A 23,956-nucleotide genomic window follows, 5' to 3' on the forward strand; every position below is an offset into this window, starting at 1 on the left:
GGGGAGAAAGACACATGATTGCCAAATCTCAGTTGAGCTACAAAGCACTCCCCATGACGGATCGCCGTTCCTTTTCCGAAGCGGACATGGAAGCGCGCGCCAGTGCATTTTATGAAGATGTCCGCACGCGCCACACCATTCGCGATTTTTCGGACCGTCCCGTACCCCAAAGCGTGATCGAGACCTGTGTCCGCGCCGCGGGAACCGCACCAAGTGGCGCGAACCACCAACCATGGCATTTTGTGGCTATCAGCGACCCGGTAATAAAAAAACAAATCAGGGCAGCGGCGGAGGAAGAAGAACGCAAATTCTACGAGGGCGGCGCAGGAGATGAATGGATCAAGGCATTGGAGCCAATTGGCACCACCGCCCACAAACCGCATCTGGAAATTGCGCCCTGGCTGATTGTGATATTTGCGCAGCGCTGGGGCACATTCGATGATGGCACCCGATACAAGCACTACTACGTCCCGGAAAGCGTCGGGATCGCCACAGGCCTCCTGATCACCGCACTCCATCACGCGGGTCTGAGCACGTTGACCCATACCCCCAATCCGATGAAATTTTTGAACGATATCCTGAGCAGGCCGGATGCAGAGAAACCTGTGATGATCCTGGCGGCCGGCCACGCGTCAGAAACAGCAACCGTGCCCGCCGCCGCCAAGATCAAAAAGCCTCTCAAGGACATCCTGAGCGTGTTTTAACGCATGCGTTTCAGACCGGGCCGAGGATGAGGTTACTGACCTTTTTTAAGAAGGGGCGAAGACGTCGAGGTCCCCTAGTCTCCAGCAGGTTTACCAACCTCAAACGGTCGGTCTCAGAGGCTGGTTTCAAGAAGCGGATGCAGAGAATGTAAACAAGCGCTCCCGCGACAACGGCGACCGGCAACACCGCGGCGCCGGGCACCAGTTGGAGGCTTGCAAAAGCTGCAAGCCCACACGAGATGCCTGCCGCCGCAATCTTCAAGACTGAACGATAGGGGAATGCCGGACCGGCCGCTTGGCGGACACAGTAGACAAGCGCAACGAGAAACAGCAGTTCAGCCAAAGCACGCCCAATTGCAGCACCAAACAGTCCGAATGTGGGTACGAGTGCGAATAGCAGGCCAATAGAGCCCACAGCGACCAGACACATAGTCCTCAGCAGAAGCTGGCTATGCGATTTCGCAGCCAGATAGCTCCACGGTATGACCGCAATCGCTGCCCAGCTTGAGGTAATCATCAAGATCATCGCAGCTGGAACCGCCGGTTCGAAATCGCTCCCGAACACCAGGGGCACAAAGACAGGCATCAAGGCCGCACCACCAAAGGCAATGGGAACAAGCAAGCCCGCGAGTGCCTTTACCGCCGCGGTGTAGCTTTCGGAGACCTCGGCTTGACCCTCATCGGATTGCTGCGATGAAAAGCCGACAATAAAGACGGAGGAAAGCTGCAGCGTAATCTGTCCAATAATTCCGAATAGAGCGATTGCAACGGCAAAATAGCCCGTTGTCTCGGCAGACCAGAAAACGCCAAGGACAACCAGCTCCAACCGGGAAAGAGCCAGAAGGTCGATCATATCCGTCAACCAAATCTGACGGCCGTAGGACCGCATGGCGGGAGACAATTGGATTTTTTTGCGCTTCCACGGCCACTCGAAATAGCCTGGCAACAAGCAGGACTGCGGCACGTACCGCAATGCCATTCCGAGGATCGCACCTGCTGGGCCGAAAAACACCGCACCGGCAATTGCCGCTGGCAGTTGAACAATAGCGCCGATGGCTGACGTAACCGTCGTCTGAGGAAACCGTCCAGCTCCTTGGGCCGCAGCTGTTGAAAACACGTACAAGAAATACACGATGAAGAATGCTGAGCCGGCAAAAACCACGGAAGCCTGCGGAAACCAGTCCGCATTTATGGTGAGAAAATGAACTCCCACAGCCCCCACAGCTGCTATACAGGCAATTGGAATAGCTTCGAAAAATGCAGCTGATGCTAGGCTCCGCCTGTGATCACTGACGAAATCGGGGGCGAATTTCAAAACAACCTGCGGACGGCCTAATCCGGTGATTGTAACCGCGGACATAGCCGCCCAGATCCCCAGAGCAACAGCGCCCGCGCCGGACGGCCCCAGTGTCCGGGCAACAAGAGCGGTCACCAAGAAACCGGACACCAAACCGATCATTGTGGTCGCTATGCTCAACAAGGAGTTTCGAAAGAGCTGTGCCATAGATCCGGTCTAGCGGAGAAGGAGTAACGGTAGATTAAGCCCTTGAGGATATTACGGAGGTTGTGTTGTGGGGGCTTAACGGTGCTTAATGTTCACTGGTTTTAAAACAGAAAAGTATTTGTTCGGTGACCCTAACAATAGCGGCAGTTTGGGGATGTTTGCCCGACGGGCCTTTTGGCGGCTTATCAAACCGCTTCCGGACCGGCTCTATATAATACTGAAATACCTGACAATTTTAGGCCGCGTCCCCAACTTGCGATCTCCGGCAAGGTTCACCGAAAAAATTCAAGTGCGGAAACTGGAAGACAGGGACCCGCGTCTTGGTCCTCTCGTTGACAAGCATGATGCCAAAAGGTTCGTTGCCGAAAAAATTGGCGCAAAATACGTCATCCCATCCTTCTGGGTTGGTGATGATCTAAGCAAGATCGATTGGGACACAATCACCTTTCCGGTCATCGTAAAACCGACGCATGCAAGTGCGCTTGGCAGGATCCTGAACGGCATTGAAGATGCAAAAGAGTTTGTGGAAGACAATCCTGTTCCCGTATGGCTTGCAACAGATCATGCATCGATCAACCGGGAATGGGCATATTCTCAAATCAAACCGCGAGTCCTGATCGAAAAACTCTTGGCACACGGCGAGGAATTGCCCCCGACCTATCGCTTCTATGTCTTTAAGGGCCAGGTAGCCTGTGTTGACGTCGATTTCCGGCAAAACGGAACGGACTATACCTCTTTCCGGCGTCCTGACTGGTCTCACATCCCTGTGGTCGATAGAGATTTTTACGGCAAAATGATCGAAGACCTTCCCACTCCGCCGCTCTTAGGTGAAATGTTGGATCTGGCAGCGACGCTGGGCGCGGACTTCGATTTTGTCCGCGTCGATCTTTATGCTTCGGATGACTGGATCAAATTCAGTGAATTGACGTTCTACCCGTCCGGCGGCTTCGCAGTATTCGATCCGCCGTCTTTTGATGAGGAGCTCGGCCGCCAGTGGACCGAAGCTTTGAATGAAAAAAAACAGCCCGGCACCCTTCCCGATCCCGGCGAAACAACAGCGCTCAAGAAAACCGGCTAGCATGCAGCCAGTGCTATGCGCGAGGGACGGCGCTAACCGCACCCACGGCAGCTTCTATTTCCTGAAATAGTCTTGAACGCTCGCTGCTGCCGTCTACGGCATAGTTCATGTTTTTGAAGCGGGATGTTTGTTCGGTAAAGAATTTGCGGACCGCATCCTTGCTGTCGAACGCAAACTCCGCGGTGGCGATCCGGTAGACCAGATCGAATGTTTCCTGCTGCCGGGCCAAAGGCGCGGACACGTCCACATCGTCAAACGCGTCCTGCTGCAGATAGACCATGTCGAGGAACAAAGCCTTTTGCTGAATGACAAAGTCTTCCGTTGAGACGCCCTCTTCGCCGGTTACCTGCATCATTCGGGTGATTTCATCCCCGTGACGCAGCAACTCGATCATTTCATCCACGCGGCCAACCCAATCTGGACCGATGTTTTCCCGGTACCAGCCGTCGAGCTGCGCATGATAACGTGACCAAGACAGAAGCGGGTCAACAGCTGGGTAAAACCGCTTATACGCCCGCTCCGAAGACAGACCCAAGAAGGTCTTCACGGTGCCGAGTGTTGACTGCGTAACCGGCTCTTCGAAGTTGCCGCCCGCTGGCGAAACCGTGCCAATCATCGTCAGACTGCCGGTCGCGCCGGACGCCGTTTTCAAAACACCGGCGCGTTCATATATCCCCTTGATCGAGCTATCGAGATAGGCCGGAAACGCTTCTTCGCCCGGGATCTCCTCAAGCCGTCCGGATGTTTCCCGCATGGCCTGAGCCCAGCGCGATGTGCTGTCGGCAATCAGGAGAACATCGTATCCCATTTGCCGGTAATACTCGCCAAGCGTGATGCCCGTATAAATCGAGGCTTCACGTGCGGCGACCGGCATGGACGACGTGTTGCAAATGATCACGGTCCTGTCCATCAGGGTACCGTCCCCGGACGGGTCCGGCTGATGCGGAAACTCGGTGATGGTCTCGACCACTTCACCGGCGCGCTCGCCGCAAGCAACCACGATCACGATATTGACTGCCGAGAACCGTGAGATCAGAGACTGCAGAACGGTTTTTCCAGCTCCGAACGGCCCTGGGATACAGCCCATGCCGCCCCGCGCGATTGGAAAAAACGTGTCGATCAGCCGCAGTGTGGTGATGAGCGGCTCACTCGGGTAAAGCCGCTCGCTTTGCCCGCCCTTGACAAGACCCTCCGGGATCGCGCGCCGGACGGGCCAATGCTGGACCATTGTCAGGTCGCGCGTTTCCCCGCGCGCGTTTTTCAAGGTAACGACCACCTCGTTCACCGTGAAGCTACCTTCCCGCACGCGCTCTACAGTCCATTCTCCTGAAAAGGAAAAAGGCACCATGATCTTGTGCTCGAAACGGCCTTCCGGAACGGTCCCAAGGGTGTCTCCCGCCTTTACGCCTTGTCCAGAAATGACTTTCGGATCAAAGGCCCATTTCCGGCTTTGGTCCAGCGCGTTTGTCAAAACCCCGCGCGGCAGGAAGAACCCGTGTTCTGCGGCAATATCGGCCAGCGGGTTCTGGAGCCCGTCGAAAACGGTACTGAGAAGGCCCGGGCCAAGGGCAACCGACAGCATCTCGCCGCTCTGGATAACCTTGTCGCCAACGCGGACACCGGCTGTGCTCTCAAACACCTGCGCTTCCGCCGACTGCCCCCGGACACGCAACACCTCAGCCTTTAGATATTCGGCAGGCTTTCCATCGCGCTCGGGTCCATGCGGAAGGATGTAGACTACCTCGTTCTTGATCAACGGCGCATCTGCAATCGGTGCCAGGGTCACAAGATCGTCCTGAACAGCGGTGATCTCCGCGGTCGGTTCCGGAAGCTGAACATGACTGGTCATGAATAGGCCCCTTCTGAAGGCAAAGGCGTTTCGGACATGGAAGCTGGATGGGTTGTGTGTGTGTCGTTCGCGTGCAGCGCGTCTTCGAGAAGGACTTGCAAGCGCTCCCGCGCGTCGGCCTCGTTGTACCTAGACCACCGTTCGACGATCACCCAGCGCAGGACGTAGATTGCAACGGCTTCGAAATCGAATTCGTGATGGTTTCCGTAGTGATCGAGTTCACGCATAACTTCGGTCAACGCCAGCCGTTCCATGGCGATATGGTCTCCGGAGCGCATAAAACGGTCGGCCTCGGCGATCCAGGGAAGAAAATGCGACAGACCGAAGCCGGGGTCCATCCAGTTATCCTTTATGAATGCCAGCCAGCGGCCATAACCCCACTCGCTGATTCTTCCCGCAGTCTCCTGCCCCTCTCTCCGCCGCCTTAATGCGGCAATCAAGGTCCGCGTCTCCATCCGTGCGGCAACCAGATGCTGGAGGTCGGGGTACTCCGCCAGATCGGCAATGACTTCCCTGGCACGCGATATCACGCTTGCATCGCTGTCGTACTTCGCAACGCCCGCCCAGGCCGTCACCTCCACCATTTCTCGCAAGTGCTTCTGATGGCCGGGTGACAGGACGCCAAGCCGCTGTTTCAACCGGAACTGTGAGATCGGCACCTCTTTCCGGGTGAACAATACGCCAAGATGCGGCAGGCTGGTGACCAGCGCGATGTACTGGTGCGGATTTGACATGATCAGCGCAGGACCCCCTCCATCACGGCCCGCAAACGCGGCTGCAAATGCCTTTGCAAAAGCGCGGCAATGGCCTCATCCGTGAGATCGACTGATACATTCTTTTCCGTCAGCTTCACCTTGATCCCGTTAAAACCCGGGGCGGTCGAGAACGTCACACCATCGCGCAAGACATCGCCAGCAAGGGCTATCACGAAGTGGGTCAAAGTTCCCGGCTCAACGGCTTCCGGCGATTGCTTCAGCTCCTCGAAGGTTACGACCTTCTCCGGCAACACGATTTCCATGGAATCGCCGTCACTTACTGAGGCGTTTTCCTTGGCACCCGCGGCCATGGCCAGAATCAGCTTTTGCAAGAATGCCTGGTCAGCCAACGTGGTCGCAACGAGTCTGCCCGCCTCTTGCTGAATGCGATCACCGAGCTCATTGCGCATGTTCAGCACCAGGTCCCGGGCCGCGACTTTCAAGCCGTCTTCCGTTGCAGCTTTTTCGCGGGCCGCCTCTTCCCGGGCTGCGGCCAAAAGAGCATCAGCCTTCGCCTTGGCCTCCGTTACCATTGCGTCGGCCTTCGACTTTGCCTGGGCCAGAATCTCGTACGCCTCTGCCTGACCTGCGGTAACACCTTCCGCCTTGAGCCGGTCAATGAGGGCTTGTACGCCTGCACCCGCGGCATTTTCCAACTGGTTTCCCGGATCCTGTTTGGACATCGCAGCCTCCTAACTCGGGATTGAACCGGCCAGCACAAGTGCAAACACCAGCGCAAAAACGGAAAAGCCCTCAAGCACGGCAGCTGGCGCAAGCGAAATTCCGAAAATTTCCGGCTTGGCTTTGGATGCATGTATGGCCGAGGCAAGCACCTCCCCCTGGCGGATGCCCGTGAACAGCATGGTAAAACCAGACAGAACGCCTATGCCGAACAAGGCTGCACCGTTGGCCGCGTCAACAGTTTGCTGCTGAAGGGAGAACATGATCACAATGCCATAGATCACCTGCGATGAGGGCATGAGCGATACGCCAATGAAACGGCCATATCCGCCGTCGCTGTCGAGCATTGCGCCAATGGCCGCGCTGCCGCCCAAGGCACACCCCCAGGCGCTGCCAATTGCGCCCAGGGCCACTGGCGCGAACAGCCCGAACCATCCAAGAGCCACCACAAATTCGTTCACAAGCGTGTCTCCTCTTTCCTGAACGGACGAAAGGCCTGACCCTCATCCGTCAAACTCCAATTGAAAAATTCAATGACATTCAGGCGCAGACCATGAACACAGCCAGCGATTAACCCAAGGCCAATGTTGATCGCATGTCCGATCACAAGGACAATGAGCGCGATCAATACGCCGATCCCCGGAACCGCCTCATTCAATTGTCCGGACAGGGAGTTGATCGTCTCTGCAAGGGATGCCGCCGCCAGCCCGAGAGCAAAAAGGCGCATGTAGCTCAAGACATCAGAAAAAATGTTCACGACGCGTGCCAAAGCGGCAAATCCGTCGAAAACCCGCAGACCGCCCGTTTTGACGGAATCGACCGGACGGTCACTGCCGAAATAGCCCACAGTCAGAAGACCCAAGACGCTGATCACGGGCCCTATCATCTGCAAGGTCGTGCCCGCCCCGAGATAGGCGGAAAGCCCGCCGATCGCCGCCAGACACCACCCGAGCGGTTGATACTTTCCGCTTGCCGTATGCGCGTTCCGTGATCGCATGAAATTCGCGAGCACGATGTGCAGAACACCAATCGTGAGTGTGATTTTCATCATCGTATCAACATCCTTCAGATGAAGGATCTTGACCTGAGCCAGCAGGCTGCCATCCGGGGGTGAAATGCCGAAATAGCTTCCGGTTGCAACACCAAATGCCGTTGTCGATACCATCAGCCAAACCGACATGCGGAACAGCCTTTGGCCCAGTTCTGATCCGGCAAACCGGCGCCGGAACAGATACAAAAGCCCCAGGAGCAGAAGGCCGTACCCGGCATCTGTCATGATCATGCCGAAGAAGACGACAAAAGAAACATAGACTATCGGCGATGGATCCCAGTCGCGGTATCCGGGCGTTTGGTAAAACTCCACCAGATCTTCGCCCGCGGCCAATGACGGCGGATTTTCAAGCAGTGTGGGCGGTCTATCCCCCTCACCAACATCTTCGAACACGGATGCGATCCGGCGCTCATCCGCCATTACGCGGATCTCTTTTTCCTGATCCTGGCGGGCCCAGGCCTGCAGAACAAAAATGTTGCCGGTGTCAGCTGTCTCCAAGGCCGCGCGCTGACGGGCTGACTGATCCCGCGCCGCAGCGAGATTACGGGCCAGCAGATAACGCCATTTTGTCAGGGCCTGACGCTCCAGATTGAGATCTTCTAGCGTGATTTCAGCGTCTTCATACCGCTGTTGCAGGACCGACAGCGATTCCGAGCCAATATGCGTCCGGGCAACAGGCATGGCGGAAGCCGGAGGTTCTTCCGCGGACAACAAAACAATGTAGGCGCGATACTTGTCCCGGTGAACAATTTCCATCGTCTTGCCGGCCGGATCAATGGCACCGAGCTTCGAAACGGGAACCACGTAGAACCACAGCCGGTTTCCGCCGACGGATTGAAGATCGGAAAAGCTGAACTCCCCCCAGGGCTGCACACTTTGAATTCTCTGGTGCAAATGCGCCAGTTGATCTTCACAGGCTTTCAACGCCTTGCGGTTGGCCAGAGACCTGTCGACCACATCGGACAGTTGAAAGTCATCGGGCTTTGTGACTGGGCGCCGCTGTAAGGGACTGTCCACCAGCCAGCGCAAAGCCTCAGAGGCCTCTCGGCCCTTGCCGTTCGGAACGGCTTCAAGTTCCTTTTGCGCTGACGTCAAAGGGATCAGGTGAAACGCACCAAACGCCTGTGCGGCTTCAAGAACCTGCTCCTTGTCATCCAGGAGGCCAATTAGGCTAACCTTTGTCAGAGGAACAATGCTCATAGGTCCGCCAGTCTCCCGTCGGCTGCCCGCGCCGCGGTCTTGCGTTTGGCAATCTTTGCCCGCACCACCGCATCCCGCTCAGCGTCCGCAAGCGCCATGCGAATTTTCTTGATGTTCTTCTCAGCTCTTGGGATCAGGACCTTTTCAAACAGATTGACCCGCCTGGAAATGACAGCTTCGGCCTCAATCAGCTTTGCGATTCGCTCACGGGCAACCTCCCGCTCCTGGTTGAGCCGCAGAAGCTCCTTCATACCTTCTACATAGGGGTCCACCCAATGAGGCCTCGCCAAGAGGGAATACGGCTCGACGGCAACATCGACGTTCTCCAGGACAGGCAACTTTGTGCCTGACAGGTTCTGCTCACCGTGCGAGACCGACTTAAGCCTTACCAATCCTTCAAGCGGCACATGCTGGTTTGCCAGCATTGGCAAGGACTGGGCTATGTCCGTAAACCGGTCCTCGTAGTCCCGTTCAAGGCGGGCTGCCTGCTCCTTGGCCCGAGCCCGCTCCGCCATGATCTGCAGGCGCTTGAGCTCCAGGGAGGGCAAAAACCGCTTGTACTCTGAAAGCTGCGCATTCTCCTTGGCCAGCGAGGATTTATTCAGCGCAAGCTTTGCCATCAGGCGGCCTCCCCGCCTGCGGCTTCAACGTTTTGACTGGTCTTTTTCGGGTAGTACTTGTCGATAAGCCCCTGCTTCATGAGCAGCTGGTCCGGCTCGAAACACTCCGCAAGCGTTTGCCAGCAAAGATCAAGTGCATCTTCCAAAGGGATTGACACGTCGATGTCCATGAACCGCTCCCGGAAGAGGGTCCCGAATTTCAGCAGCTGCTGGTCATAGTCGGACAATTCGAAGGCCATCGATTGTTTTTGTTCAGCATCACGCGCACCGGAATAGAACCGGATCATCGTGTTCATGATCTGGTTGTGATCCTCACGCGTCACTTTCCCGATCACGTGCTGCTTCAATCGTGACAATGAGCCGAAGGGATCAAGGACACCGCTGTGCAGATAAAACTGGCCCTCGGTGATGTAGCCCGTGTTGTCGGGAACCGGGTGGGTCACGTCATTGCCCGGCATTGTGGTGACGGTCAAAATTGTCACGGATCCCGATCCCTTGAAGTCGCAAGCTTTTTCATAGCGCCGGGCAAGCTGGGAATAGAGGTCCCCAGGATATCCCCGATTGGCCGGGACCCGCTCCATTGCGATGGAGACTTCTTTCATCGCGTCGGCAAACGCAGTCATGTCTGTCAGGAGAACGAGGACGCGCTTGCCTTCCTCGACCGCAAATTTTTCAGCAACCGCCAATGCCATGTCAGGCACCTGAAGCCGCTCGACAACAGGATCGGAAGCTTGGTTGATGAACATCACCGTGCGCGGGAAAACACCAGCATCTTCGAACTGTTTGCGGAAAAACGCGTAATCGTCGAAAATCAGGCCAAGTCCGCCAAAGACGACAATGTCGGCATCCGCTTGAATGCCGATCCGGGCCAGAAATGGATTGTACGGCTCTCCAGAGACCGAGAAAATCGGGATCTTCTGGCTCTCCACGAGACAATTGAAAATATCGATCATCGGCACATCCGTGCGGATCATTCGCGATGCCAATACACGTTTCATGGGATTTGCCGACGGTCCGCCAATCGGAATGGACGGATCGCTCGAAAGGTCCGGCCCCTGATCGATCGAGTGGCCCGCACCGTCAAAAACCCGTCCCAGAATATTGCCCGAGTAGGTGACTTTTGCCGGTTCGCCGAGGAACCTCACTGCAGCATTGTTGGCAAGTCCCTTGGTGCCGGAGTTCACCTGAAGGGACACCATTTCATGATCGATGTTTATGACCTGGGCAAGCGATGTCGTTCCATCGCCTTTCTCCACGACAGCCAAGTCACCAAGACATGGCCGCCCCTCCGATGTGCTCTTGGAGGCCGAAACGCGAATTCGAATGATATCGCCAACGATATCGACAATCCTGGTATGGGAGACCAGCATCGGTTGCCTCCTTATGTGATTCCCTTGGTCAAGATCACAATCATCGGGCATTGCGCCCGCAGTTTCGCCAAAGACATTGAGTGCCCAGCTTAGGCGTGCTTCTCACAATTATGCAACCATCTTGCGGAATTCGCCGGACCCCGGCGGACAAAATCCTCTCAACCGGATTGAAGTTAAGGGAGAGAGCATAACGAACGTATGACTTGGATCATTTGCGCAACGAAATTTGCCGCCGCCCGCACCAAAACTTGCTTCGTGGCAAGAGACACCGCTGAAGGCAGTCTTCATTGGGCCGCCCCCCATAATTACGGCCGCTGCGGGCCGGTCTTCGGAACACTGTAAATTATTCCTTCAAACTCGCCCGAAAATGTGTCAACCTAAATTGACACTCTGACTGGATGGTGCCCTATGTCAAAGCCCTTTCCCTTTTCGGCGATTGTAGCTCAGGACGACATGAAGAAAGCGCTGCTGATGGCGGCGATCGAACCGCTTCTTGGCGGCGTTCTGATATTTGGTGATCGCGGGACAGGCAAATCCACGGCCGTCCGCGCATTGGCGGAATTGCTGCCAAAAATTGAGACACGGGCTGGCTGCCGGTTCAACTGCGAACCTGAAAAGCCTCAGACTGCTTGTCCGGTTTGCACGGCCAGCAACAGCCACCGCCCGGGAAAAGTCATCAAGGTGCGCACGCCCATGGTCGACTTGCCACTTGGGGCCACCGAAGATCGTATTTGCGGCGCGCTTGACCTGGAAAAAGCGCTTGTTGCCGGCGAGAAGCAGTTCGAACCCGGTTTGCTTGCGACCGCCAACAGGGGTTTTCTTTACATTGATGAAGTCAACCTTCTGGAAGATCACCTGGTGGATCTGCTGCTTGATGCGGCCGCATCCGGTGTGAATGTGGTTGAGCGAGAGGGCTTGAGCGTCCGGCATGCGGCACGGTTTGCCCTTGTTGGCAGCGGCAATCCGGAAGAAGGCGACCTGCGTCCGCAACTGCTGGACCGCTTTGGGCTCGCAGTTGACGTCAAAACCATTGGCGACCTGAAACAACGGATCGAGGTCATCCGGCGGCGGGACGCTTATGAAGCCGACCCGGATGCCTTTTGTGAAACATGGGCGCGGAAGGATGCGGCAATCCGGCGAAAAGTCGTCAAAGCCCGAACGATCCTGCGCGATGTCGACATTCCGGACGACATCCTGTCCCGGATGTCCCTGCTCTGCATGCGTCTTGGTATTGATGGAATGCGCGGGGAGTTAACGCTGATGCGCGCCTGCCGTGCTTCGGCGGCACTCGCGGGCAGGCTATCGGTGACTTGGGACGATGTTTCGGAAATTTCCCCGATGGTGCTCTGCCATCGCCTGCGGCGCGATCCCCTTGATGATGCGGGCAGCGCCCCGCGCGTTGAGCGCGCCATAGAAGCCGTCAGCGCCGGAACCGGCCATGGATGATCTGAGCGCCATAAATACTTGTGATGCCGGCGCATCAGAGACCCAGCCGACCGCCTGGCAGGATGCGATCCTTGCAGCTCAAATCCTTAAGGCCGGCGGACCGCGTCTGGGCGGTTTGTGGCTGAAAGCCAGGGCTGGCGGTGTGCGGGACGCTTACCTTAGCTTTCTCAAGTCTTACCTCTCCGCGGACACCCCATGGGCTCGAATGCCTTGTTCGGTGACCTGGTCTGCCTTGCTTGGTAGCCCTGACTTCACAGCAACTGCTCATCAGGGCCGCCTTATGATGCAGCCCGGCCTGTTGGCACGTGCCGACAAGGGGGTTCTCCTATTGCCGATGGCTGAAAGGCTCGAGGCTGGACATGCAGCGGTTATCGGGCAAGCGATGGACACCGGCAAGGTTCCAACGCCCTCTCATGCGGCAGCACCCAATGCGATCCAGACCACACGCTTCATGGCACTTGCCGTTGATGAAAGTGCCGGTCCGGAGGAAGCGCTGCCCCCCATCCTTTCCGACCGGCTCGGATTGATTGTCGATCTGAATGCTGTGCCCTGGCATGATGTGTCCTTTCCACCCGAGAGGCCGTTGGAGCTCAACACAGTTCCGTTCCACGAGACTTTTATCGAAACTGAATTGGCCGGCTTTCTCGCTCAGGTCGCGGAAACGGCGGGCAATACGTCTCTGCGCTCGTTTCAACACCTCATGACCGTAAGCCGGCTCCGGGCCGCGCTCGACAGCCGGAAACGCGTGACGGAAACGGATGCCCTGGACGCGCTGCGGCTGTGCCTCGCGCTAACCTTGCGCATGCCAGAAACCGCTGAACCGCCGCCGCCTGAAACTCGACCGGACAATCCTGCCGACACAAGCGATGCGCCCTTGCCAACGGCATCCCAGCCCGAAAGCGCAGCGGGCGAACCGGACACGTCCGAAATCATAAACAGCGAAGCTCTTCTCGACATGCTGGCTGCCGTTCAAGCTGGAACGATTGCAGGACTTCCGGATATCGCCAATGGGCATCACAAAAACCCGGCCGGTACGCGCGCTGGAAAATCCGGTGCCCTGAAAAAAAATGCCCGGCGCGGCAGGCCTGTCGCGACCTCCAGAACGCCGCCTTATCCAGATGCAAGACCGAATGTGATTGCAACCTTGCGGGCAGCCGCACCTTGGCAAAAAATCCGCAAGGAAAAACGCGCTCTGCTGGCTGCTAGCGCTTCGAAAGACGACCAGGTCCGGTGCGCGCCTCCAAGGACCTTGATTGTGCGGGACGACTACCGGTATCAGCGCTTGCGGCACGAAACACCGTCGACCGCCATCTTCGTCGTTGACGCGTCCGGCTCCACCGCGCTGGAGCGGCTTGGAGAAACAAAAGGGGCAATTGAGCAGCTTCTTGCGCGCTGCTACGTGCGCCGGGACGAGGTGGCCATGATCGCTTTTCGAGGGAAAGGGGCGGACATCGTTCTTGAGCCAACCCGCTCGCTTGTCGCCGCAAAACGAAAATTGGCCGGCCTTCCGGGCGGTGGCGCAACACCGCTCGCCGCGGGTCTGCAACGGGGCGTCGAGATGGCCTTGAACATCCGCCGCCAAGGCAGCACACCGGTGCTGGTTCTGTTGACGGATGGGCGCGGCAACATCGCCCTGAACGGCGAGGCCAACCGGCTGCAAGCCGCGGAAGAACTGAGCGGGCTTGCCGCATGCTGCCGCCAGCAAGATCTCAAATCCATTTGCATCGATATTGCCAGACGCCCACGGGACACTGTGGCGGATCTGGCCGAAAGCATGGGTGCGGATCATCATTTTCTACGCCACGCAGATGCATATGCCCTGTCGGATGTCGTCAACACGTCCCTAGAGGAGGCCCGGAGGTGATGGCGGAGCGCGACTGGCTGGATTGGGACAGGGACGGGCAGGACTGGCCGTACCGGGACGCAAGTACGTTTGTGACCGTGAGCGGATACCGATGGCATGTGCAGCTTTTGGGGCCCAAAACAGCGCCCGTCTTTCTTCTGATCCACGGCACCGGGGCAGCCTCCTTTTCCTGGCACAATTTGATCCCGCTTCTAATGGACCAGTACCAGCTTGTCGTCCTCGACCTTCCCTGCCACGGCTTCACGCGCCCGACCGCAAGTCCTGATCTGTCCCTTGAGGGAATGACAACATCGATCCGCGGCTTGCTGCACCATCTCGGGCTGCGGCCGACGCTTCTGCTCGGACACTCTGCAGGCGCGGTAATTACTGTTTCGCTCATGAATGCAGCACGCATGGAAAAACAAGACGGCAACCATACGCATGTCTTCAGCGTGAATGGCGCCTTGAAACCCATCCGGGGAAACCGCCTGTTGTCTCCAATGGCCAAGGCCCTGTTCGCCAACCCGTTGTCAGCATCCATGTTTTCGCTGCTCGCAAAGACGACACCGCTCGGCAACAATCTGCTGTCCGCAACGGGGTCGCGCATCGATCCACTGGGCAATGCCCTCTACCAGCGGCTGCTGAGTTCATCCGGACATGTGCGCGGCGCTCTCGGCATGATGGCATCCTGGGATCTGTCTCATCTGAACGCCATGCTGAAACGGTTGGCAGTCCCGATTGATTTTTATGCTGCCGAGGACGATCCGATGGTCCCCGCTTCAAGCTCGAAGAAGGCAGCAGGTTATGCCCCGAACAGCCGTCTGACCCTGACATCGAACGGCGGACATTTGGTTCACGAAAGCCATCCGGAACTCGTGGCCGAGTGGATTGAGGCCGCGTTGCAGTCGCGAAACACAAACGGGGCAGACGCAGCATAAGGCCCTGGCGGTAGAACGCGAGGCGGCCGGAACCGGAGAATGGAGAGGTGCCGACGGAAAAGGTCCGAAAAACTGTTTTGCTAACACTTGGACGGCTTCCAAAGGCCTTGGAACTCGCCAGGGCCTTAGACAGTGCTGGCTGCAGGGTCCTGATAGCCGATCCATTCAATTGGCACTTGAGCCGGCCCTCCAATGCCGTCGACGCATGCTACCGGACGCCATCACCTGCGACCCATCAAACGGCTTATCTCGACTGCCTTTTGAACATCATCACGTCAGAGCAGGTGGACCTGGTTATTCCCGTTTCGGAAGAAGCCCTGCATGTCACACTGCTCGCGGAGCGGCTGCCGCCCAGCACACGGCTATTTTCAAATCAACACGGCACTCTTTGGGATCTGCACGACAAATACGGTTTCAATGCCATGGCAGCATCGGCCGGGCTCCCGGCGCCGGAAACGTTTTTGGCGACAGACCCACGGGCCCGGGCATTAGCCGGAACGGCCCCCAGCGTTTTCAAACCCCGCATCGGCTGCTCGGGGCAGAAAATGCAGATGTTGATGCCGGACGATGTCCCGGACAATCTTTTCAATGACCCCGAAGCGATCTTCCAAAAACGTATTTATGGACGGGAAGTCAGCACTCTCAGCCTTTGCCATGAGGGCAAGATCCTGGCGCATGTCACTTACGAGGGACTGGTTTTCTCCGGCACCGTCGCGGTGTGTTTTCAACAAATCGGGGACGTCCCGCAGGTGGCGCAATGGGTCGCCGATTTTGTCAAGGCGGGCAAATACTCCAACTTTCTCGCCTTTGATTTCATTGTCGATAAGGCGGGAACCCCATGGCCGCTTGAGTGCAACCCGCGCCTTACCAGCGGCATTCACTTCATGGAACATGGCGATCTTGCGCGTGCCATTCTGGATCTAAGCGATGCTTCACCGGTCCGGTTAAAATCCAAAAGACGGTATCAAGAAGGACATACAACCCTTCTCCAGGTCTATGGGAGCGTCTTTAAACCCAAGACAATGCTTCGGCGCGCCAAAGCCATGTTCAGTGCGCGCGACGTCTTGTGGTCAGCGCGCGATCCGCTTCCGTTTCCCCTGATGACGTTCTCATCCTGGCCTGTCCTGAAACAGGTTCTGTTCGCAGGAAAAACCTTCGGAGAAGCCGCAACACTGGATATTGCCTGGCCAAAAACCGGGCCCGAAGACACTACAAGCTCTATGCCCGGTCCTGCACAACAGGTGACTGCTCATGGGTCTTGAGGCGCACAAAAATCTGCTCCGCAGGCCGGGTAGTCAGCCTTGCAACCGGCCGGACATTTGCCGCGTCTTCCGGCAGAAAGTCGAATTCACGCGTCAGCCGTGCCAGGATCAGCGCGCTTTCAACAGCCGCAAAACCGGCGCCGACGCAGGTATGCGGCCCCGCACCAAATGGAATGTAAGCGCCCTGAATGATGTCCTGCTCCTGGGGCGGCAAGAAGCGTTCCGGATCGAACCGGTCCGGGTCCGGCCAATAACTCCCGTGGCGCTGCAACGTCCAGGGAGAAATCATCAAGAGGGCCCCCTTGCGAACCTTGTAGCGGCCGATCCGGGTCTTTTGCGTGGCAACGCGCGGCAAGAAGGTGATGGGCGGATAAAGGCGCAGCGTTTCGCGAAAAACCGCGCGCGTGTAGCCCAGCGCGCGGGTCGCCTCAAAGGTCAAATCCTGCCCCCCAGTCGTGTCATTCACTTCCGCGCGCAACCGCCGCAAAACATCCGGGCACATTGCCAGCAAGTAAAACGCCCAAGTCAGGGCACTGGCAGTCGTCTCATGGCCAGCCAGGAAAAAGACACCGAGCTGATCAATCAGCTCCTCCCGTGTGAATGGCTCACCGGTTTCGCTGTCCCGGGCGGCAATGACGGCACTGGCAATGTCATCAAACTGGCCGGCATCATCCCCCATATGGGTGTCGATCAGACTTCCCAGGTGATGGCGGATACGCTTGCAGGCCGCCAGAACATCATCGTTTTGCGGGACATCCGCCCAAGCAGGATCAGTAATCAGCCGCCAGATTTTCACCTGCGCAACACCGCGCTCAAAAACCGCAAAATCATCGAAAACATCACGCGAGATGCCGGTATCCAGCGAGGTGGAAAAGACAGTCCGGCAAATAATGTCCGCGGTCAGTTCGCTCATGACCCGGTCAAGAGACAGGACTTCGTTGCGGGCCGCGCTCTCACGCAGCCGCTTCACATAATCGTCCACCGCTTCGACCATCGCACCGAAGGCATGGGTCAGCCGCATCTTGGAAAAGGCCGGGTCGATCATGGCGCGCTGGCGCCGCCACTTGGCGCCGTCGGACACGAAAATGGAGTCCCCGATCAAGGGCTCCAAGGCACCGACCATGAGATCGCTCTTGGGAAAAATACCCTCCGGATCGAGCAAGATGCGGCGGACCAGCTCCGGATCGTTGAACAACTTGATCGAACGCCTCGAATACCCCAGCTCCCCGGCCGCCATCGAAAAGGCAGCTCCCGGCAGCAAGTTGAGCAGGTCGCCATCGCCATGCCAAACGGTGCGCAACAAAGCCAGGACCGGCGGCAGCCGCGAGGGGCGGGGCGGAACATATGTCTCAACCGCGGCCATGACTATGTCCTTCCATTTGTCCACCGGTTGTCCTTACAGAGGAGCCAGGCGCATGACCGAACATGACCTTTTTGTCGTTTTGATCGCCATTCACATCACGACGGGTGCCCCCGGGCTGATTGGTTTCTGGATCCCCGTGTTTGCGCAAAAAGGCGGCGAACGCCACCGATGGTGGGGCCGGCTGTTCTCCATTCTCATGCTGATCACCGGCACGGTTGCAATGATGATGGCAACGCTGACCCTGATCGCCCCCATGCCGACACATCCGCACCTTGTTGATCATCCGGATTTTTCCGATCCGGTGCTGGTGCGTGGTATTTTCGGATGGATGATGTTTTATCTCGGCCTGTTGACCATCAATCTCACCTGGTATGGCTGGCGCTGTGCGGTAAACAAACGGGACCAGCGAAAAAATCAGACGGCACTGAATTGGGGACTTCAGGCTGCCTTGTTCGCAGCGTCTGCCAATTGCGCGCTGCAAGGCTTTTTGATCGCTCAACCGATGATGATCGGCATTTCGATGGTTGGGTTCGCGACCGTTGCAACCAATGTCTGGTTTCTGACCAAGACAGCCCCTTCCCCCATCGAGTGGCTGCTGGAGCATATCAAGGCCATTATCGGCACGGGTATATCGGTTTACACCGCGTTTTTTGCCTTCGGCGCCGTTCGCTTGATGCCTGAGCTTGCCCTTGCTCCTGGTCTTTGGGCTGTTCCGCTCGTGACTGGCCTCGCACTGATCATTTACCATCGGCATAAGGTTTCCCGGCGCTTCACTCAACGGACGGCCAATCCTCGTACAAGGCCGTCGCTGGACCTGGATGCGGCGGAATAATCCGCCAAGGCCCTTCTCACTTGCGGAGAAAAGTGTAAACTAAATTTTACACAAGTGAAGCTCCAGACTTCACATAGTTGACAGCGGCGATCGACGGATGCGGCTGATCCAAACCAATCCGGCGGCATGATCCGCCCGAAGCTTTGAAAGCACAGGCCAGCAGCAACAGGAGTTCTGGCGTGAACGTAGTCCAGGGATTTGATTTTCCGGCCCCCAAGCCGATCAGTTCCACCAGGCCGCAGGCGGTTGTCGTTGGCGCTGGGGTTGGCGGCCTGGCGGTCGGCGCCTTACTTGGGGCGAAGGGATACGAAGTCACGATCTTCGACCCGCTCGACAAGCCAGGAGGGCGCGCTTACGCCTTTGAACAGGACGGTTTTACCTTTGATGCTGGTCCGACCATCATCACCGCGCCCTGGCTGTTTGAGCAACTCTGGGAAGCTTGCGGGGGGACCCTGTCCGACGACGTCGATATACGCCCGAACGAGCCTTTTTATAAAATCAGGTTTCAAGACGGTACATTCTTCACCTACTCCGCAGACAAAGACGCCATGGAAGCGGAAATTGCGAAGATTGAGCCGGAGGATGTCAAGGGCTACCGGAGCTTCATGGCGGAAAGCAAGGAAATATACGAGTACGCCTTTTTGGAACTCGCCGACCAGCCGTTTCACAGTCTTCCATTCACGCTCAGCACATTCGCAAAACTGATCCGGCTCGGCGGATACCGATCCGTCTACAACGTTGTTTCAAAGCACTTCAAGAACGACAGGCTCAGATCGGTTTTCTCGTTCCATCCGCTCTTGATTGGCGGCAATCCTTTCACCACCACATCCTTTTATTGTTTGATCGCCCATCTGGAGAGCAAGCACGGCGTACACTACGCCATGGGCGGAACAAATGCTCTGGCGCGCGGGATCGCCGGCCTAGTGGACAAAAATGGCGGAACGCTTCGATTCGGCGAAAAAGTCGACAGCATTCTCACATCCGGGCGCCGGGCGACCGGTGTCCGGCTGGCATCGGGAGAAACCGTTTCTGCGGACATCGTGGTCTCAAATGCAGACCCGGCAACGACTTATGCAAAACTCTTGAAAGACCATCCGCGCCGCCGTTGGTCGGATGGGAAACTTGAGCGGCAGGATTATTCCATGGGTCTGTTCGTTTGGTACTTCGGTACGGATCGTCAGTATGACGATGTCGGGCACCATACGATGCTGTTTGGGCCGCGTTATAAGGGATTGCTCCAGGACATCTTCAAAAACAAGGTTCTGGCAGAAGACTTTAGTCTCTATCTGCACCGCCCATCCGCCAATGATCCATCCGTCGCCCCTAAAGGATGTGATGCTTTTTACGTGCTCAGTCCCGTTCCCAATCTGAAAGGGAATGCCGATTGGGACACAACGGCTGAACGCTACCGGGCAAAGATCGAAGCCGAACTTGAAGCGACCCTTCTTCCGGATTTATCGAAACACATTGTCAGCTCGCGCGTGTCCACGCCGCTGGACTTCCGGGACAGGCTCCTGTCCTGGCAAGGGGCAGCGTTCTCCCTTGAGCCGAACCTGTTTCAAAGTGCCTGGTTCCGCCCGCACAACAAGAGCGAGGAACTGGACAACCTCTTCTTGTGCGGCGCAGGCACCCATCCCGGAGCAGGCCTGCCAGGCGTCGTCTGTTCGGCCAAGATTGTTGCTGAACTTGCCCCGGATCCAGCAGACTTAATGGCATCAAAATCAAACTCGGAGGCGCAGGTATGACCGGCGTATTACAAGGCACACTTGATGGGCACGGACCTTTTGCCGTCCATGCGGCCGCCTCCATTTCGCCAGCTGCACAACAGCAGGCATTGGCAAAACACCAAAGTGATTTGAAAGCCTGTGCAGCCGCCATCCGCAAAGGATCGAAATCATTCCATCTGGCTTCGCTGATTTTGCCCGGCGAAACCAGAAAAGCCGCAAGGGCTCTTTATGCGTTTTGCCGCCATTCGGATGATCTCATCGACGATCCACGCTCGGACGGCCGCGCGCTGGATCAATTGCGGGGCCGTTTGAACCTTATCTACGAGGGAAAGCCTGCAGACTATGCCTGCGACCGGGCCTTTCATAGAACCGTTGATGATTATGCGATCCCAAAGTGTATCCCGGATGCATTGCTCGATGGCTTCGCCCTCGATATCGGCGGAGCACGCTACACGACCATTGACGACGTTAAACATTATGCAACCTGCGTCGCGGCGACTGTTGGCCTGATGATGGCGCTGGTCATGCGGACCGGCGACCGCAATGCGCTTGCAAGGGCGGCTGATTTGGGCATTGCCATGCAGCTCACCAACATCGCCAGGGATGTCGGCGAGGACGCCCGGAATGGCCGGATTTACCTGCCGTCGGAGTGGATGCGTGACGAGGGGCTGGACGCCGACGAATTCCTCGCAAATCCCGAATTTTCCCCGGCGCTTGGGCGGGTTGTAAAAAGGTTGCTGAACGAGGCGGACCACCATTACCGGCTCGGCCATGCCGGTATTGAAGCCCTTCCCGCCAATTGCCGGCATGCTATCCGGACCGCCGCCCTTGTTTATGAGGAGATCGGCGCGGAAGTCCGCGCGAGCGGTTATGACAGCGTAACCCGGCGCGCCTTTACGACGAATGCGCGGAAGCTCGCGCTTCTGGTCAAGGCCCGGAGGGCGGCAATCGAACAGGCCAGCGCTGCCAGTGCAATGTTCCACTCCGATGCTGACCCATCGGCGGCGCGGCTTGTCAACGCCGGTGCGCGAGCCTTCAAGATCCGGAGGATTGCACAGCAACAGTGCCCCGAGACTGTGCCAGATGATACGAATCTGGAGCGTTTCCTGACAATCCTGATCCGGTTGCAAAAGGACAGTCAGCAGCAGCTCCGGCACCAGAAACTGGCGGCCCGCCAGCGCGCAGAAAACATTGCATGAAGATGGCGGTGCCGGTCGATAAGGCCACACACGGCATCTGCGCATCCCACTGATTACCTGAAGATCTGCCTGGGCATCCGGAAGGGCAGCATCAGGCGCACCAGCGGGTTTGCAAGACGCCTGCAATCAAGAGATTCATGCATCATGTTCAGGGTCTGCCCTTGCAACTTGGTCTCGACCAGAGACCGCGTATAGAAGGGTGTATCCTCCAGCTTTTTAAGCCGTTTGGGCTGATACCCTTCCTCACAGTGCACGCCGCCGCTCACCCCCCATAAGCCACGCGGTAATGCCGTATTTGGCGGAGGGTCAAACGATTCAATCCCTGCGTACGGCGAAAACGCGAATCCTAGGGTTGTCTGCGCCCCGGACCGGCTCAGCGCATCATAAACGATAAGCGTGGTATCATCTGGCGCGCGCCCACGGGCCCAATCCCAGCGGCTAAAGTCTTTTTCGAGCGGCTGCGTCCCAAAGTTTTGATCGTGATACCCTTCCCCCTGCCAGCCTCCGTCCGGCAGCAGATCGCATTCGAGGGCCGCCCGCGCCTGCGGCACAACAGGCCACCACAAATGTCGTCCTTCAGGATCAAGGACAATCTCCCGGTCATGCGTAACTTCCGGTGTCAGGCGGATCTGACCCGAAAAGGCCTTTGGTACAATCCGTTGTCCGGGCCAAGGCAGTGCCGTTTCCTTGAAATCGAGAACGAGCTCTCCACCCGACCAGGTCAGTCCGCTCGGGCCAATCCGCAAGGATGCCTGATCCCGGTGAAGGCTCGCCGTTCCCCGCTCTGTCATGGCCCAAATGTGCCCGGCCGCCTGATAAAGAGCCACATTGAACGCAATATGGTTTTCCGGCTGGCGGCGTCCGGACCAATGATAATAGGGTGAAAAGACAGATCCGATGAAGGCGATTACCGTGAGGGCGTGACGGCCGCAGTCGCTGATCGCGTCGACGTACCACCATTGATAGCCACCGGACGGGACCGGCCGGTCAAAGCCAAATCCGCGATGAGACACTCCGCTGCGATTTTGCCCGACAGGGCCGCCATGGGAGCTCCGGGCCCCGGATGCACGCTGCCCCCCGCCAGATACAGGCCCTTGAGCTTGCTCCGGTTGCCTGGGCGGGTGAACGATGCCATCCATCCGTGAGATGCCTGGCCGTAAAGGGCCCCGCCGGTCGCCGGAAACAGACTGTTGAAACGATCCGGAGGCGTCAGGACCTCCGCCTTGCGGTCGCCGTGCAGTAGGAGGCCGTTGGCCGCCAAACGGCGGTGCATTGCTGTTAGGCATTGGTCCAATTCACCGGATGTGTAGCTGTGCCGGTCCCCATCGGCCGGCAGATTCATGAGGCAATAGATGCGCTCAGCCTCGTTTGGCGGGGCGGTTCCATGAAGGTTTCCCTCGGCCGAACGGTCCTGCGCACAGATATAGACCGTCGGGTCTTCGGGGGCCGCCCGGTGTTTGAAGACCGCACGAAACTCGGCCTCATAGTCATTTGAAAAGAATACCGTGTGGTGGGCCAGCGGCACGCCATCGGGTACAGCGAGTCCGCAGGTTACCAATGCCGATTGGGAGCGCTTGGAGGGAGCTGTTTTCGGGTGATGCCGTTGGGCCGAGCCTTGAACAAGGTCCTGCAGGGCACTGACATCCCCATTGAAGAGTACATGGTCTGCCGGAATGGTTTCTCCGCTCGCAAGACGCACGGCTTTCGTATGCTTGCCGCCCTTATCCGTCAAAATGGCCTCGACGGGCGAGCCGTACATGAAATTGACGCCTTGCCTTCCGGCGAGATCCGCCAGGGCTGCGGCGACGGAATACATTCCTTTTTCCGGGATCCAGACACCTGCCTGCTCCACATGCGCGACCAGCATCAACGTGGCGGGTGCTGAAAAAGGCGACGATCCGCAATAGGTGGCATAACGCCCGAACAATTGGCGCAGCCGGGCGTCAGAAAAATAGTCGCCCAGCGCCGACCACAGCGTTGAAAACGGTTTCAAGGCAAGGAGATCTGCACTCTTATGAAAGCCGACACGGCTTGAGAGCGAAACAGGATTGGGTTTTGACGCATCAATAAACGTGTCCTTGAGAAGCTCAAAGATGCGTTTGCTGTCCGCGGCAAAGCGGATATAGCCGTCGGCATCCTTTTTGCCCGCAAACCGACCGATCGCGTCCGCCGTTTCAGCCACTTCGGCAAACAAATCCAGAGATTGCGCCTCTTGCCAGTAATGCCTGGCAAGAAGATCCGCCTTTTGAAGCCGGACCTCCCCCTCAAGGCTGGTTCCGAAGGCCGCCAGCAAGCCGTCAAATACCCATTTCATTGTCAGGACGGTTGGTCCTGCGTCGAGCCCGCGACCGCCGGAACGGACCTGTCTCATTTTCCCGCCCGGTGTTTGCCCTGCCTCGATCACCAGCACCGGTATGTCCGCTGCCGCCAACCGCAAGGCTGCGGCCAGCCCGCCCATACCCGCGCCAATCACGACGACTTGGTTTTTTGCATTCTCAGCCAGGAGACACGTCCTCAAAGTTGACATTGATACG

20 protein-coding genes are annotated in these 23,956 nt (G+C 57.5%); 9 read left to right on the top strand and 11 right to left on the bottom strand.

Annotated features, from left to right (window positions below; genetic code table 11):
* The first annotated feature begins 14 nt into the window (after positions 1–14).
* Entirely contained in the window at positions 15–704 is a 690-nt protein-coding gene (locus E1180_RS16140) for a nitroreductase family protein (RefSeq protein WP_155192512.1), read from the top strand.
* A gap of 10 nt (positions 705–714) precedes the next feature.
* On the opposite strand, the gene E1180_RS16145 is transcribed toward E1180_RS16140, so the two are convergent.
* Positions 715–2,181: a lipopolysaccharide biosynthesis protein gene (locus E1180_RS16145; protein ID WP_196220616.1), complete on the bottom strand. Its 1,467-nt coding sequence runs from the start codon at positions 2,179–2,181 to the stop codon at positions 715–717.
* Positions 2,182–2,497: 316 nt separating this feature from the next.
* Between E1180_RS16145 and E1180_RS16150 the strand changes: the two genes are divergently transcribed.
* Entirely contained in the window at positions 2,498–3,286 is a 789-nt protein-coding gene (locus E1180_RS16150; protein ID WP_196220617.1) for an ATP-grasp fold amidoligase family protein, read from the top strand.
* A 13-nt stretch (positions 3,287–3,299) separates the two neighbouring features.
* Here the strand turns inward: E1180_RS16150 and E1180_RS16155 are convergent, their stop codons facing one another.
* Genes E1180_RS16155 through E1180_RS16185 form a run of 7 tightly spaced genes read right to left on the bottom strand, consistent with a single transcriptional unit; the run spans position 3,300 to position 10,812 of the window.
* Complete coding sequence (locus E1180_RS16155) at positions 3,300–5,135, bottom strand: V-type ATP synthase subunit A (RefSeq protein WP_155192520.1); 1,836 nt, start codon at positions 5,133–5,135, stop codon at positions 3,300–3,302.
* Positions 5,132–5,869 carry a hypothetical protein gene (locus tag E1180_RS16160; protein ID WP_155192523.1) on the bottom strand — a complete coding sequence of 246 codons (738 nt, stop codon included), beginning with the start codon at positions 5,867–5,869 and terminating at the stop codon, positions 5,132–5,134. Before E1180_RS16160 ends, E1180_RS16155 begins: the two co-directional genes overlap by 4 nt.
* A 2-nt stretch (positions 5,870–5,871) precedes the next feature.
* The gene (locus E1180_RS16165) at positions 5,872–6,573 is read right to left on the bottom strand and encodes a hypothetical protein (RefSeq protein ID WP_155192529.1); all 702 of its coding nucleotides are present in this window, start codon (positions 6,571–6,573) and stop codon (positions 5,872–5,874) included.
* A gap of 9 nt (positions 6,574–6,582) precedes the next feature.
* Positions 6,583–7,032 (bottom strand): ATP synthase subunit C, encoded by a 450-nt coding sequence (locus E1180_RS16170; protein ID WP_208997185.1) that lies wholly within the window; start codon positions 7,030–7,032, stop codon positions 6,583–6,585.
* Positions 7,029–8,822: a V-type ATP synthase subunit I gene (locus E1180_RS16175; protein WP_155192531.1), complete on the bottom strand. Its 1,794-nt coding sequence runs from the start codon at positions 8,820–8,822 to the stop codon at positions 7,029–7,031. Before E1180_RS16175 ends, E1180_RS16170 begins: the two co-directional genes overlap by 4 nt.
* Entirely contained in the window at positions 8,819–9,442 is a 624-nt protein-coding gene (locus E1180_RS16180; RefSeq protein ID WP_155192533.1) for a V-type ATP synthase subunit D, read from the bottom strand. Before E1180_RS16180 ends, E1180_RS16175 begins: the two co-directional genes overlap by 4 nt.
* On the bottom strand, positions 9,442–10,812 hold the full coding sequence (locus E1180_RS16185) for a V-type ATP synthase subunit B (protein ID WP_155192536.1): 1,371 nt from the start codon (positions 10,810–10,812) through the stop codon (positions 9,442–9,444). The genes E1180_RS16180 and E1180_RS16185 overlap by 1 nt, the downstream gene beginning before the upstream one ends.
* A 408-nt stretch (positions 10,813–11,220) precedes the next feature.
* On the opposite strand from E1180_RS16185, the gene bchI reads away from it, so the two are divergent.
* From bchI to E1180_RS16205, 4 genes are read left to right on the top strand one after another with little or no spacing between them, the layout of a single operon-like run.
* Entirely contained in the window at positions 11,221–12,258 is a 1,038-nt protein-coding gene (gene bchI, locus E1180_RS16190; protein ID WP_155192538.1) for a magnesium chelatase ATPase subunit I, read from the top strand.
* The gene (locus tag E1180_RS16195) at positions 12,251–14,122 is read left to right on the top strand and encodes a VWA domain-containing protein (protein ID WP_155192540.1); all 1,872 of its coding nucleotides are present in this window, start codon (positions 12,251–12,253) and stop codon (positions 14,120–14,122) included. The genes bchI and E1180_RS16195 overlap by 8 nt, the downstream gene beginning before the upstream one ends.
* Entirely contained in the window at positions 14,122–15,039 is a 918-nt protein-coding gene (gene bchO / locus E1180_RS16200) for an alpha/beta fold hydrolase BchO (RefSeq protein ID WP_155192542.1), read from the top strand. The genes E1180_RS16195 and bchO overlap by 1 nt, the downstream gene beginning before the upstream one ends.
* 47 nt (positions 15,040–15,086) lie before the next feature.
* On the top strand, positions 15,087–16,301 hold the full coding sequence (locus E1180_RS16205) for an ATP-grasp domain-containing protein (RefSeq protein WP_155192544.1): 1,215 nt from the start codon (positions 15,087–15,089) through the stop codon (positions 16,299–16,301).
* Here E1180_RS16205 and E1180_RS16210 read toward each other — a convergent pair.
* Positions 16,258–17,664, bottom strand: a complete 1,407-nt coding sequence (locus E1180_RS16210; protein WP_155192547.1) for a cytochrome P450 — start codon at positions 17,662–17,664, stop codon at positions 16,258–16,260. The two genes, E1180_RS16205 and E1180_RS16210, sit on opposite strands and share 44 nt — an antisense overlap.
* A 52-nt stretch (positions 17,665–17,716) precedes the next feature.
* Here E1180_RS16210 and E1180_RS16215 point away from each other — a divergent pair, with 52 nt between their 5' ends.
* The 3 genes from E1180_RS16215 (at position 17,717) to E1180_RS16225 (ending at position 21,422) form a co-directional block, all read left to right on the top strand.
* Positions 17,717–18,496 (top strand): hypothetical protein, encoded by a 780-nt coding sequence (locus E1180_RS16215; protein ID WP_155192549.1) that lies wholly within the window; start codon positions 17,717–17,719, stop codon positions 18,494–18,496.
* A gap of 179 nt (positions 18,497–18,675) precedes the next feature.
* Positions 18,676–20,241 (top strand): phytoene desaturase, encoded by a 1,566-nt coding sequence (locus tag E1180_RS16220; protein ID WP_283404646.1) that lies wholly within the window; start codon positions 18,676–18,678, stop codon positions 20,239–20,241.
* Positions 20,238–21,422, top strand: a complete 1,185-nt coding sequence (locus tag E1180_RS16225) for a phytoene/squalene synthase family protein (protein WP_155192554.1) — start codon at positions 20,238–20,240, stop codon at positions 21,420–21,422. Before E1180_RS16220 ends, E1180_RS16225 begins: the two co-directional genes overlap by 4 nt.
* Positions 21,423–21,475: 53 nt before the next feature.
* Here the strand turns inward: E1180_RS16225 and E1180_RS16230 are convergent, their stop codons facing one another.
* The gene (locus E1180_RS16230) at positions 21,476–22,435 is read right to left on the bottom strand and encodes a carotenoid 1,2-hydratase (RefSeq protein ID WP_208997186.1); all 960 of its coding nucleotides are present in this window, start codon (positions 22,433–22,435) and stop codon (positions 21,476–21,478) included.
* Positions 22,330–23,949, bottom strand: coding sequence for a 1-hydroxycarotenoid 3,4-desaturase CrtD (gene crtD / locus E1180_RS16235; protein ID WP_196220618.1), 1,620 nt, complete (start codon positions 23,947–23,949; stop codon positions 22,330–22,332). Before crtD ends, E1180_RS16230 begins: the two co-directional genes overlap by 106 nt.
* Positions 23,950–23,956 lie beyond the last annotated feature (7 nt).

Origin of the sequence: Roseibium denhamense (genome assembly GCF_009711415.1) — a bacterium.
In the GTDB taxonomy this organism is placed as follows: Bacteria; Pseudomonadota; Alphaproteobacteria; order Rhizobiales; family Stappiaceae; genus Roseibium; species Roseibium denhamense.

Bases quoted from the DNA above. Each gene is read 5' to 3' on its own strand.
- E1180_RS16140 (WP_155192512.1), top strand. From the start codon at position 15: ATGATTGCCAAATCTCAGTTGAGCTACAAAGCACTCCCCATGACGGAT.
- E1180_RS16155 (WP_155192520.1), bottom strand. From the start codon at position 5,135: ATGACCAGTCATGTTCAGCTTCCGGAACCGACCGCGGAGATCACCGCT.
- E1180_RS16160 (WP_155192523.1), bottom strand. From the start codon at position 5,869: ATGTCAAATCCGCACCAGTACATCGCGCTGGTCACCAGCCTGCCGCAT.
- E1180_RS16165 (WP_155192529.1), bottom strand. From the start codon at position 6,573: ATGTCCAAACAGGATCCGGGAAACCAGTTGGAAAATGCCGCGGGTGCA.
- E1180_RS16175 (WP_155192531.1), bottom strand. From the start codon at position 8,822: ATGAGCATTGTTCCTCTGACAAAGGTTAGCCTAATTGGCCTCCTGGAT.
- E1180_RS16180 (WP_155192533.1), bottom strand. From the start codon at position 9,442: ATGGCAAAGCTTGCGCTGAATAAATCCTCGCTGGCCAAGGAGAATGCG.
- E1180_RS16185 (WP_155192536.1), bottom strand. From the start codon at position 10,812: ATGCTGGTCTCCCATACCAGGATTGTCGATATCGTTGGCGATATCATT.
- bchI (WP_155192538.1), top strand. From the start codon at position 11,221: ATGTCAAAGCCCTTTCCCTTTTCGGCGATTGTAGCTCAGGACGACATG.
- E1180_RS16195 (WP_155192540.1), top strand. From the start codon at position 12,251: ATGGATGATCTGAGCGCCATAAATACTTGTGATGCCGGCGCATCAGAG.
- bchO (WP_155192542.1), top strand. From the start codon at position 14,122: ATGGCGGAGCGCGACTGGCTGGATTGGGACAGGGACGGGCAGGACTGG.
- E1180_RS16210 (WP_155192547.1), bottom strand. From the start codon at position 17,664: ATGGCCGCGGTTGAGACATATGTTCCGCCCCGCCCCTCGCGGCTGCCG.
- E1180_RS16215 (WP_155192549.1), top strand. From the start codon at position 17,717: ATGACCGAACATGACCTTTTTGTCGTTTTGATCGCCATTCACATCACG.
- E1180_RS16225 (WP_155192554.1), top strand. From the start codon at position 20,238: ATGACCGGCGTATTACAAGGCACACTTGATGGGCACGGACCTTTTGCC.
- crtD (WP_196220618.1), bottom strand. From the start codon at position 23,949: ATGTCAACTTTGAGGACGTGTCTCCTGGCTGAGAATGCAAAAAACCAA.